This is a genomic window from Solibacillus sp. NPDC093137, from assembly GCF_050280445.1.
GTDB classification, from domain to species: Bacteria; Bacillota; Bacilli; order Bacillales_A; family Planococcaceae; genus Solibacillus; species Solibacillus isronensis_B.
In genome coordinates, this window is record NZ_JBNNVH010000007.1 from 59,393 (window position 1) to 71,681 (window position 12,289).

General features: G+C 36.0%; 10 protein-coding genes. 4 read left to right on the forward strand and 6 right to left on the reverse strand.

Features of this window, described 5'->3' with window-relative positions; genetic code table 11:
- Nucleotides 1-58: 58 nt before the first annotated feature.
- The 3 genes from ACQKN3_RS17505 to ACQKN3_RS17515 form a co-directional block, all read right to left on the reverse strand.
- A complete protein-coding gene (locus tag ACQKN3_RS17505) occupies nucleotides 59-1,141 on the reverse strand; it encodes a DUF4179 domain-containing protein (RefSeq protein WP_427713643.1) in 1,083 nt (360 codons plus the stop codon).
- Nucleotides 1,125-1,688 (reverse strand): sigma-70 family RNA polymerase sigma factor, encoded by a 564-nt coding sequence (locus tag ACQKN3_RS17510; RefSeq protein WP_427713645.1) that lies wholly within the window; start codon nucleotides 1,686-1,688, stop codon nucleotides 1,125-1,127. The genes ACQKN3_RS17505 and ACQKN3_RS17510 overlap by 17 nt, the downstream gene beginning before the upstream one ends.
- A 187-nt stretch (nucleotides 1,689-1,875) precedes the next feature.
- Complete coding sequence (locus tag ACQKN3_RS17515; RefSeq protein WP_427713648.1) at nucleotides 1,876-3,024, reverse strand: ABC transporter permease; 1,149 nt, start codon at nucleotides 3,022-3,024, stop codon at nucleotides 1,876-1,878.
- 130 nt (nucleotides 3,025-3,154) lie between these two features.
- On the opposite strand from ACQKN3_RS17515, the gene ACQKN3_RS17520 reads away from it, so the two are divergent.
- Complete coding sequence (locus ACQKN3_RS17520; protein WP_251690982.1) at nucleotides 3,155-3,745, forward strand: TetR/AcrR family transcriptional regulator; 591 nt, start codon at nucleotides 3,155-3,157, stop codon at nucleotides 3,743-3,745.
- A 110-nt stretch (nucleotides 3,746-3,855) separates the two neighbouring features.
- Here the strand turns inward: ACQKN3_RS17520 and ACQKN3_RS17525 are convergent, their stop codons facing one another.
- Nucleotides 3,856-4,509, reverse strand: coding sequence for a TVP38/TMEM64 family protein (locus ACQKN3_RS17525; RefSeq protein WP_427713651.1), 654 nt, complete (start codon nucleotides 4,507-4,509; stop codon nucleotides 3,856-3,858).
- 224 nt (nucleotides 4,510-4,733) lie between these two features.
- Here ACQKN3_RS17525 and ACQKN3_RS17530 point away from each other — a divergent pair, with 224 nt between their 5' ends.
- A complete protein-coding gene (locus ACQKN3_RS17530) occupies nucleotides 4,734-5,477 on the forward strand; it encodes a DUF4230 domain-containing protein (RefSeq protein WP_427713653.1) in 744 nt (247 codons plus the stop codon).
- A gap of 329 nt (nucleotides 5,478-5,806) precedes the next feature.
- Nucleotides 5,807-7,075, forward strand: a complete 1,269-nt coding sequence (locus ACQKN3_RS17535; RefSeq protein ID WP_427713655.1) for an OFA family MFS transporter — start codon at nucleotides 5,807-5,809, stop codon at nucleotides 7,073-7,075.
- Between the two features lie 117 nt (nucleotides 7,076-7,192).
- Here the strand turns inward: ACQKN3_RS17535 and ACQKN3_RS17540 are convergent, their stop codons facing one another.
- A complete protein-coding gene (locus ACQKN3_RS17540; protein WP_427713657.1) occupies nucleotides 7,193-10,951 on the reverse strand; it encodes a S8 family serine peptidase in 3,759 nt (1,252 codons plus the stop codon).
- Between the two features lie 350 nt (nucleotides 10,952-11,301).
- Between ACQKN3_RS17540 and ACQKN3_RS17545 the strand changes: the two genes are divergently transcribed.
- Nucleotides 11,302-11,526 carry a hypothetical protein gene (locus ACQKN3_RS17545; RefSeq protein WP_427713659.1) on the forward strand — a complete coding sequence of 75 codons (225 nt, stop codon included), beginning with the start codon at nucleotides 11,302-11,304 and terminating at the stop codon, nucleotides 11,524-11,526.
- A gap of 125 nt (nucleotides 11,527-11,651) precedes the next feature.
- On the opposite strand, the gene ACQKN3_RS17550 is transcribed toward ACQKN3_RS17545, so the two are convergent.
- Nucleotides 11,652-12,239, reverse strand: coding sequence for a hypothetical protein (locus ACQKN3_RS17550; RefSeq protein WP_427713662.1), 588 nt, complete (start codon nucleotides 12,237-12,239; stop codon nucleotides 11,652-11,654).
- Nucleotides 12,240-12,289: the final 50 nt, after the last annotated feature.

Consider the following 12,289-nt stretch of genomic DNA (forward strand, 5'->3'; position numbering starts at 1 on the left):
TTGCGTTTCTCCCTAATTCCAAGGAGATCTAGGCAAGTTATTCATTTTAGATGACGTATTACTTAGGAATTTTAATAATAATATCACTAAGTTCGATTATTTCCATTTTTAAATCGCTATCAGGATTTACCCATTTTACGCCATTTTCATCGATTTCCGCCTCCATCAATTTGAATATGGGAGTGAATATTAAAGTTTTGGCATCCGGGTGTAGTTTTTCATATGTGAATACATATTCCATAAACCCCTGCCCGTTTCCTGTGCCGCCTGTTAACCTTGATGTATACGTATTGCCTAAATTATCCTTTACATTTAAATCGGAAGAAATAACGTCCCATTTCTCTTTTAACATCTCATTTTTTTGCATTTCTGTATAATTGACGATAAAGGAGATCGGTGTGTATATAACTTCATTTATTTTAATACCTAGATCAGCTTTTTTTGATGCAGGTGCTTCCACAATTTGAACTTTATTCTCAGTAGCTTTGGCATCTATTTCAAAATCCCAACTACCTTGAACCATCTCTTTTGTATCCCGATTGGTAAGACTGCTAATGTGGAATTCGAAATTCGCCTGTTCCAATTGATTAGATAAGTTCAGAATTGCTGTTGTTAAGCCGGCATATTTGTTTGGTCCGACCTTTTCAATTATATGCTCTGTATGAAAGAGGGCATGCTCACGACCATCCACTTTAAATGTAGTTTCTATTTCCGGATGCTCACCTAAATCTCTGTCTGTTTCAATATAATAGCCAACTAAAAACTTTTTACTGTCAAATAAGCTTTCATTTACCGTAATCGTTGTGCCATTGCTTTCTGCTACAAGATGCTGCTGATCCGCAAACTCCTCATAGCCTGAAATTATCTTGTCCTTGGTCGAGAAGAGTTTGATAATACTGTTTACTATCGGAATATCATGAGCAAAGGTGGTATAGGACAGACCTATAAGTGATGCGGTACCGATACCGAGCGAAAGGCAGACAGCCGCAACTCCTTTCATCCACTTTCTGTTTTTTGTTTTGGATACTTGTCTTTTCAAGTCTCTTTTAAACTGAGCCTTTTCAAATTCTGTTACATCAGCTTCTTCAAATTCATTTACATCAATGTCAATATCATTAAAGTGTTTAAACAGATTTTTCAATGGGCATACCCCCTAAATCTTTTTTTAGTTTTTTTCGACCATGGTAAAGGCGGTTATCTATTGCCGATTTTGTCATCTCCAACTGACGAGCAATTTCTTCGGTATCAAAATCTAACAAGTATCTCATTATAAAAATTTTCTGATCGACGGGCTTTAAACTAGAGATGATTACCTGAATTTCCTCCTGTTCTTCCAGGGAGGAGTTTTCATACATCATGGATTCTGCCTGTGTCAGTTCTATGTTCAAAGAAGGGCTTTCTTTTTTCTTCATTTCCATCCGGTAATAATCGATTGCTTTATATTTAGCAATAACGCAAACCCATTTCTTAAAATCAGCAGCATCGCCATGGAACTTTTTTGCATTTTTCCAAATAGATAATAGAATATCGTTACAGCATTCCTTTGGGCTTTCATTAATGTCTAGCGGACCTAAAATTTTTAAAACAACACCTTTTATTAATGGAAGATAGTGGTCGATTACGTAATCAAGAGCATGTTCATTGCCGGCTTGAAGATATTTTATAAAATTTTGCTCATCAATCTTCATATCGTTCTCCTTTTTATAGTATTGTTATTGCAAAAGCTTTTACATTATATATAACGTATGGTGATGACCTTTTTTCGCAATAAAACCAAAAAAGTTAAAATATTGAAATATATATCGGGCTTATCTAAAAGAAGTTAAATAAAAAACGTTATTTTGCACTGAATGCAAAATAACGTTTTTTAATGTGTTAGTTCTGTTGTTTTTTTACTTTTACCGGTTTGAAGATAGAAAGTAAGAAAATTACTAACCCTGCAATACCAATTCCTAAAATTGTGTTGAAGGAAGCGCCTGTGTAGAATCCGCTGCCGAAGTAGAAAATTTCCCGTAAACCTTCAGAAGCAAAGCGAATTGGTACCCATGGACGAATGAAGTTTACGAAGAAACTTGGAAGCATTTCCTGTGGTGTCATAAGAACACCCATACCTAAAAGCATGACAACCATGAATAATGTAATAGCTGGTTTGCCAATCCATGCGGTAATTGCCGATACTAATAAATAGAAACAGAATGCTGCAAATGATACAAAGAAAGCCACCAGGAAGTAGCTTGGCATATTAATACCTGCGATCTGTGCAAGTGTTGCAACAGTGAAGCCTGAAAATAGGGCAATAATTATGCCGAATAAAAATTGCCCGCCAATTAGGCCTAATGTTTGTTTACGTGTTAACAGCTCTTTCTTAAAGATGCTTGATGTTGCTAAAAATACAATGAATCCACCGATTAACGCACCTACCCATGCAGGTACTGCCAATAAAGTTGGGGCACTACCGTTTGCAGTAGAAGCTGTAATAGGATTGTATATTTTTTCTTCAGCAACAATTGGATTTACTAAAATGGAAGCTTGCGTTGCATCAATTTTTTCAGTACCAAGCTGTGCTGAAAAGTTTGCGGAATATTGGTCGTTCACTCCAGATACAAAGCTGTTTAAAGCTGTTTTTGCAAAGTTTGCACCTGTCATATTAAAGCCTTGGTTAATATATATTTGCAGTTTGGCAGCTTGATTATTTGTTAGTGCATTTTGTAGTGTGTCATTGTAACCTTCAGGAATGACAAGTGCTGCATAATACGTTTTATCTGCAAATAGTGATTCAATATTTTCTTCTTTCTCATTTGTAAATGCTATAACTGGTTCTGAACCGTCTACAACTTTACTCATTTGTTCCACAGCCTCGAGAACCATCTCAACGTGTTGTCCCTCATCGTTAACAATAAGAGCAACCGGCAGATTTTTTACTTGCGGATTTCCTTGTGCGAATAAGTTTACCGAAAATAGTGCAATGATTAATATAACAGCAATAGGAGCAGCCCATGCTAATTTTTCTTTAAATAATCTCAAATGAATTACATCCTTTCTCAAATTTCAACATGTTGTTTATTATTACTCGTTTATTTTATAATTTAAGGGAAAATCAAAGCAATCAACAAAATAAACAGATTGTTCAATATTGATGAAAGATGGTGTTTTTTTGAGCGTTTATACAGAAAAAAACCGAAGAACAAAAGAGCTTATTCAAAAATCATTTATGGAGATGCTGGAAAAGAAAACTTTCGATTCAATTACAGTAGGGGATATTGCGAAAACAGCCAAGATTAATCGTGGAACGTTTTATTTACACTTTATCGATAAATTTGATTTGCTGGATCAGATTGAATTACAACTATTTGAAGAGCTAGGGGATTATATTGATGAATTGCAATCGAAGTATTCATCTACACATTCGTTTGAAAAAGGGCAGGAACAATTAGCTTCCGCATTATTTAATTCGATAAAAATGCAGGCACCACTTTTAAAAATCTTTTTAAGTGAACATGGCAGAGCGGGTTTTCATCTTCGGTTTAGAGCAGCCTTTTCAGAAAAGGTGCGAGTAAACCTGGAGGGAAATGAAAGCTTCAATGCAAATTTAAATGTCTCGATGGAATACTTTTTAGCCTTTATCACATCTGCTTTTTTAGGATTGATTGAACAATGGGTTCAAAATAATCTAGATAAGACCCCTGAAGAGATGACGGCATTATATATTAATATTATTTCCTTTATTCAAAGGAAGAATACTTAGCCTCTGTAAAGACGGTATGGTCCGGCCCTACTGTTCAGACGAGCCATACGGTATGGCCGACATATAAGCTAATAAACAAAATAAAAAAGAAGGTGCAATACCTTCTTTTTTTATATACTGCTTGTACGTTGCTTTTTAATGAATCGAACCGCAACGATAATGGCGACAGTTGCAATAATCACATAAAATAGTTGCCGATATTGCTGTGATACAGAGACAACTCCATAAGAAACAGAGGCTAATACAAGTCCATAAATCATGTTTCCAATTGTAGTAGCTGAGATAAAATACGATATTTTCATTTTGCTTAAGCCGGATACGATATTAATTAAATTCGTAGGAAGGAATGGCAAAATACGCCCCGACAGAACAAATAGAAAGCTGTTTTGATTTATTTGCTGCTCATACTTTTTTAGTTTTTCTGAAGAGAATAAATTAGCGAAAAAGTAGCGAATGGAAAGGAAAATTGATGTACTTCCAATAACACTGCTGAAGGTACTAAAAAAATAACCACGCCAAAATCCAAACAATGCAATATTAATCGTGATGACTAAAATTAACGGGATAAATGTAAATAAATTTTGCAGGAACATTAATAATATCATTATTAAAATAACGATAGTTAGATTGTTATGGGCAAGCTCTAAAATAAGCTGGGGTGACAGATCGGAAACAGAAATACCGCTTTTATAAAGTAAAAAGAATAAACCTGTTAAAATTGCTGCAAATAGAGTCCCTCGTATAAACAACGATTGTTTTTTCATATTGTAACCTCTCTTAATATAATTCCATTCGATAGTTTAAATGTATTTAATGAAAATTGCTATTAACAAGATTTGAAAAATATGAAAAAGGATTACACATCCTCCGATATATATCTCGTAGTAACCTTTTTTAATACGGTTTATAATTTGATATGATATTCAAGTATAAATATGGAATTTATAATTTAATTTTCCTCAATAACATCAAGGAGGGGGAAGACGCCATGAGTAAAAAAGATGAAGCATTAACACAAATTGAACAAGTATTGCAGGAGTTGAAAAAGGGTGAGGAAGAAAGTGCTGCCACCGCGGTTATAGGTCAACGCAGTGGAAACACCAATATTTCCGGAGCAATATTCAAGGTTATATTTAAATTTTGGGGATTTAAGATTTTATTAATTGCATTGCTTCTTATCCTTTTCACATTTGGGGGTACTTGGTTATTTTTCGGTAATACATTTAAAAAAGAAAGTACAGTATTTGTAGAACAGGTTCAAGAATTAGCAATGCTTGCAACAGCAGAAGCACATATGAAAGTAATCATTGAGCAAGAGGATAATAAATTGTTTGGAAATGATATTTCAGTTAATTTACCAGGTACAAAAAGAGAGTTATTATTAATAGTCCCTGCTACAGTCATTGCCGGCGTTAATCTTAAAGAAGTGACATCGGATGATATTAAAATCAATGAAGATGACAAAGAGTTAGAGATCGCCCTGCCCCGAGCAACTTTTATACAGGATCCTGCTATTCAGATGGAAGATGTCAAAACTTTTTCAGATGAAGGGTTATTCCGTGGGGAAGTGAAATGGGATGAGGGATTTGACCTGGCAACGGAAGCGCAGGAAAAGATCAAAGATGAGGCCATTGAAATAGGTTTGTTGGAATCAGCAGAAAAAAGTGCCGAGAAAGTTCTCGCAGGTTTTTACAGAAATTTAGGCTATACTGTGAAAGTAACATTTAAATAGATTTTAAATGTATCCGTCAAATAAGAAGGTATATTTTGCTACTTCAAAACAGTCTAATTACTATGATTAGGCTGTTTTTATTTGCTTATGTACAGAGTAATTTGAATAACTTATGAAACTTTTCTATAAATAAAAAAATTATATTAAAATTATTATTCATTTATTATGAATATTATTATATAATCACTTTGATAATGTTCGTGAAAATAAAATATTTAATCTATAAATTACTAATTATTAATAATAATATAGTTAATATACGAACTTTACTTGTTTATTTTTAATTAAAGTTCGTGTTTTGGATTAAATGAATAATGAGGAGTTTTAAAGTGGGGAAGTTTGAAAACAAGTGGATGCGTGCGGTCATTCCAGCTTTATTGATTCACTGTAGTATTGGTACTGTTTATTGCTGGTCGTTGTTTAAGGGAGATATTGCCTCTTATATCGGAAAACCGGTCAGTGAAGTGGAATGGGCATTCAGTATCGCTATTTTTGTTCTTGGTATGTCTGCGGCTTTTGGAGGGAAATTTGTTGAAAAGGATATTCATAAGTCATCCTTGCTTGCGGCAATATTCTTTGTTGCAGGGATGGCAGCAACAGGTTTCTTTATTTATCAAAAATCATTGATGGGTATTTATATTTCTTATGGAGTTGTGATGGGGATTGGCCTTGGAATTGGCTATTTAACGCCTGTAAAAACACTGATGCTTTGGTTTAAAGAACAAAAGGGATTGGCAACGGGTCTTGCTGTTGCGGGCTTTGGCTTAGCAAAAGTTATTGCAAGTCCTTTAATGGAAAAGTTACTCGGTAATCGAAATAGTGAAGGGATTTTAGTAAACCCTACAAATATCTATACAATGTTTTATATTTTAGCAGTGATTTATTTAGTAATGATGGTTGTCGGACACTTAATTTTAAAGAAACCGGCTGGACATGAAGAAGAAAGTATTGGAATGCATAGCTTTAGTTATAGAGAAGTATTGACGAATAAAACGTTTATCGGTATTTGGCTAATGTTCTATATTAATATTACATGTGGGTTAGCCTTAATCTCACAAGAAAAAGGTATTTTAGCTTTCATTGGATTTGGAGCGATTGGTTTAGTTAGTTCGCTCACGGCAATTTTCAATGCAGGTGGGCGAATTGCATTTTCTGCATGGGGGGATCGTTTAAAAGATCGTAACTCCATTTATAAAATTATTTTTATTTCTTCTATTAGCATTATTTTATGTACCGTTGTATTTGATGGTATAAATAATTCTATGGCAATTCTTATCATTGCCTTACTTTGTATTGTAAATGCAGGTTACGGGGGAGGATTCTCATCTTTACCGCCGCTATTATCAGACCGATTTGGTATCGATAGTATTTCAACTGTGCATGGTTTAGCTTTATCTGCCTGGGCATTTGCAGGTTTGACGGGTAATCAGCTAAGTGCAATTATTCTGGAAAAGACACAATCTTATGACATGGTATTATACGTAATTGCAGCATTGTTCACAATTGCGACTTTAATTAGTATCTTCGTTGTTAAGCCTGAAAAAGTGAACTTGGAAAATAAAGAGTTTAATAAGAAAAAAGAAATAGTAATCGGATAAGTTTTGAAAGGGTGCTTTGATAAAAGGCATCCTTTTTCTTAAGGATAAAAAAAGGCTAAGTTTAAGCTCCATCGGGGGATGAAGTTTTAAACTTAGCAATACTAGCTATAAGATTAATTAAATTTCATATTCTGTAACTTCATTATTATTTTTAGGACCATTGCCATTGCCGTTGCCATTGCCGTTGCCATTGCCATTGCCGTTGCCGTTGCCATTGCCATTGCCGTTGCCGTTGCCATTGCCATTACCAGGCTTTACAACATTGACATCGAACGTAAGAGTATGTTCACCATATGTTACTGTAACAGAAGTAGTACCTTGGCCTTTTCCTTTTACAGTGCCTTCTTTTACAGTAGCAATCTTACCGTTTTCTACTTGGTAGTTTGCAAGTTTTGTAACATCTTTTTCTGTTGTTTCACCATTTAAAGTTGTTACTTCAGTAATTTTAACCGTAACTTCCTTACCGACTCTTGTCTCAACTTGAGCTTGGTCGACTTCCAGAGTTACAACTGGTTGTTCCACTACAGGAGCTTTAACTGTAACCGTTACTGTAGCTTCATTTTCACCATGTGATACAGTAATTGTCGTTTTGCCTTCTGCTCCTGCAGTTACTAAACCATTTACAACTGTAGCAACATTCTCATCTGCCACAATATAAGCAGCTTTTGAAGTTACGTCTTCTTCTGTTGCATCACCTTCAGCAGGTGTCGTTGTTTCTGTAACCGCAAGCTGTGCAGTTTCTCCAGCTGTCAGGTCCAGTTCAGTCGGATTTACAGAAAGCGTTACAACAGGTTCTACTACTTCTTTTTCAAAGATAATCGCTTCTCCAACATTACCAGCAGCATCTGTAATAACTACTGTTACAGCATTTGTTTCTGCTGTTACCGGGAAATTGAAGCTGCCGTCCTGATTTAAATCGAATGCAACTGGTGCTTGTACTTCGCCGTTTACAGTCGCAACATATGAAGCTTTTAATTTGTCATTTAAGTTGTAGTCTAAACCGTATAAATACAATTCTTCATTGTAGTCGATGTATTTATCAGTTACTTGTCCTGATACTACACCCTCAGCTTCTGAACCTGTAATTTCAGGTTTTGTCGTTTTTACAACAATCGGTCCTACATAATCCGAAACTACTCCTGTAGCTGCAAGACCAGTAAAGTCAATTGTATATAGACCATCCGGAATCGTAGTTGAAGGCGCACTGCCCCAAGGTTTATACTGCCCGCCAACATTCAGCGTATAAGAGCCTTTACCTAATGCGGTACCTGAATGCAGATAACCGATGTAGCCGTCCCCATATTCTCCGCCTTCAGGATTCATAATATCCCAAAGCTCGATATAGTTCGTTGTAACATCACCAGTTAATGTGAATGAAAGTACACCAGAGTCTTTAATACCGTCCCCGTTAAATGACAGGTCTGTTTCTGTAATGTTGAAATCTTTAATTTCAGTTGCTGCCGCGCTGCCGAAATCAGCCGCGAATGGCAATGAAGCTTCTGTAGATCCACCATTAATGTGGATAAAACCTAAAATTTCAGAGCCGTTTGGTGCTACAGCTTGTGAAGCAGTTAGTGTAATGTTTAAAAGCTGCTCTCCAGCTAAAGTAAATGTTGGCTGATCCACTGTAACAGCAGCATCGCCAAATGTTTTATTCACATCTACGGATACGTTGTAATTACCGCCGTTTCCTTTAATGTCTTTTACTAATACTTGTTTCGTTACAGAAATGTTACCGTCTTTCAATGATTGAGGACCAAAAGTAACCGTCCCTTTTTTGTTTTCTACAATTTCACCATTGCCGTCTAAAACTGCTGTATCAAGTGCATATGCAAGAATATCAGGGTGAGCTGCCGCATAAGCATTTACCCGTCCAGCACCTTGAGAGAACACATCATATTTTGCTGTATCCAATACTTTTGCTGTATTTGAAAGTGCCACTTTTACATCGAACGCATCCCAATCAGGATTTGCCTGTTTTACTAAAGCTACGATACCAGCAATATGCGGTGTTGCCATAGATGTTCCTGTTTTACGAGCATATGCTTCATCGTAAACTGCATCAGGGAAGTCCGATTTATACATAGGAATCGTTGACATAATATTTGTTCCAGGCGCTGTTACGTCCGGTTTAATATCAAAGTTTGGTGTTGAAGGTCCACGTGAACTGGAAGAGTTTACATCATCTCCAGTTGTTGTAGTTGAAGCAAATTTACCAAAGCTTACTTTTCCAGTTCCACCAGCCAATGCAGCACGGATTGCAGCGCCGTCCGTTACAGACATATCAAATGTTGGCAGGAACTCAAATGAATCACCAAGGAATGTGCCTGAAATGTTCGGTGCATTCGATCCACCGGCAAAGTTATGGATAATTGTAGCTACTGCACCATTTGCTTTTGCATTTGCAATTTTATCAACAAAAGCGATACTTCCGCGTGAAATTAATGCCACTTTACCTTCAACATCAATTCCTTCAAAATCTTTCATTTCCCCATTTCCAGGAATCGCAACTAAATCAAACTCACCTTGAAGCTGTGTTGATAAGTTTTTACCAAAAGTTGTTCCCATTAAAGGAAGCTGTTTTGTAAAGTTATAGTCGCCTACTGTAATGTTCACTTCTCCGTTATACATTGTTTCCGGATTTGTTGTGTTACCGACTGCAATTCCTAAGCGGGCAGTTGCAGGTGTGCCCATTGTTCCACGGTTTGGACCTGAGTTACCTGTTGCAACGACTCCGATTGTTCCAGCCATCATTGCGTTATTGATAGCGAATGATCCTGCATCCGTTTCAGTGTTAGCACCACCGCCAAGTGAAAGGTTAATAACATCCATTTCTTCTAAAACAGCTGTTTCAATTGCTTTAACAATACCTGATGTCGCACCGCTTCCGTATGCTCCAAGAACACGGTAAGCATAAAGGTCTACTTTTGGAGCAATCCCTTTAATACCGAATTCGTTAGCGCCAATTGCCGCAATTGTCCCGGCAACATGCGTACCATGAGAAGTATAGAACGAGCTTCCGTTTGCATTAAATTCAGGTGTTCCTGCCGGACGCTCTGAAGGTAAAGTTTCCGATGCATCGTCATCTGCACGAGGTTTAGCGTAAGTTGATGAGTTAGGAATAAAGTTCTTCCCACCTTTATAAATGTCAGCAAATTCAGGGTGATCTGCATCAATACCTGTATCAAGTACTGCCACTTTTATTCCTTGTCCTTCAATTCCTTCATTCCAAAGCTTTTCAATACCAAGGAAAGAAATACTTGTATTCATTTGTGCTTCCACTGGCACATCTTTAATAAGTTCTGAAGGTTTTTTTGATTTTAGTGATTTTGTTGTAATCTCTTCTGATGCGTATACCGTTGCATCCGGTTCAATCAAAGTGATTCCCTCTACTGAAAGCAGTTTTGGAATGTCATTTGCTTTAATTGTTGCGGCAAATCCGTTTAGTACCGTATCAAAAGTATATCCTTGTGTCATTTGCACCTGTTTGGCAATTAATTCTTTTTTAACCTTCGCCTGTTGTGCTTTTATATTTGAACGTACTTCATTTGCGCGGGCATTAGAAAACTTTTTGCCTTTAACTTGGCTGATACCTTGCTCCAATGCTACCGGTTTTTCTGATAAATGAACGATGACTGCAACCTCTTGATTGCCTGAAATATTTTGCAGGCTTTCATGAAGGGTTGGCCCATCTTTAGATAAGCTGAGCTGTTCAGCAATCGCTGCTTTTAGCTCTATGATGCTTTCACTTTGCCCATCCTGCTTGAATGGTTTTGATTCTTCAGCACTTGCAGTCGAGAATGGAACTAATAAAGAGAGCACCATAACAAAAGCTAGAATACTGCTAAAGAATCTCGTAAACTTAAACTTTTTCAATTCTCATTTCCCCTTTGTATTAAATTTTCGCACTATTCAGTTTAATGCGGTATTACCAATTTATCACAATGGAATTTATCCGAATATCGAAATTTCTATTTTTTCCAAAAGATTGATAAATAGTATTAGTTTGTAATAAATAGGATAAATCTATCTTCCTAATTATTTAGTAAAATAGTAGAACTTTCTTATGAAAATAAGTAATTTGGAGGACCTAACTCACTAATAAGGGAAATGAGATTGTATATATCTTTAATAAAAGGAGTTAATAGTGGTTAAACTTTTTAATGAAAAGTTTAAAGTTGAAAAAACTCTTATACTTTTCAAATAAAAATCAATGGAGGATGGCTATGTCAAATATGAATTTTAAACGCAACAATGCAAAAGTAAGAGGAGAGCAAAGTACGAATAAGCTAGAAGTAAATCAAAATCGTAAAAACTCTCAGCAAGAAGAGTTTGTATCAGAACTTGATTTTATTTTTAATGCAGCTCCAGCAAAAGAGAACAACGTTTCCCCAACAAGAAATAAAACAGGCGTGAACGAGCCTGAAAGTGAACGGACTGCCTGGAACTAATTTATATTTGACATCTATTCAGCACATTGAGGTAAGAACTAAGGCTTAGGCCTTGGTTCTTTTTAATCTGACCGTAACGGTTATATCATTTAACAGTTGGTTCGGAAATTAAATTGCTGATCGGATTAGTCATTATTATCCTTATTCACCTTCTTTTCATTTTCTTCAATCTCTTTCATGTATTCCTGATATTCTTTCTCCACATCTGATGTTGAGGGGAGAATGTGTTCTTTTGACGAGTCGATCCGTTGTCCATGGCGAATCATTTTATAAATTATCATCCCGTTATTTGGTTTTCCGTTAAACGTGGTCATCGGAACCGCATCGAATAATACATAATAAAATGCATAAAAAACAAAGCGATCCCAAAATGTTTTATATTCTTCAATTACCCCGTTGGCAATTAGAAAATTGATTGTAAGACCGAATACAAGATTGATTAAAATCGGTCCGGAATAAATAGTAATATAGGCAAATTTATTTTCATGCTTTAATCTGTCATACGAAAACCAGCTATAAAAATGATAGTATCTGCGAACATCGAACATACCAAACTTAAAAACTCTACGTCCAGATCCAATCGTTACTCTTGGCTCAATGACTCCGAACAGCCAGCTGACAATTACGTAACCCATCTCCCGAAGAAATACGACAGCAGGCAAAATAATAAATGCAGAAATGACTAATGAAATGAGATCGGATATGCCAAACATATTACTATCCCCTCCCAACGAATACTTGTAAGTTGATACCCCTCATCAAC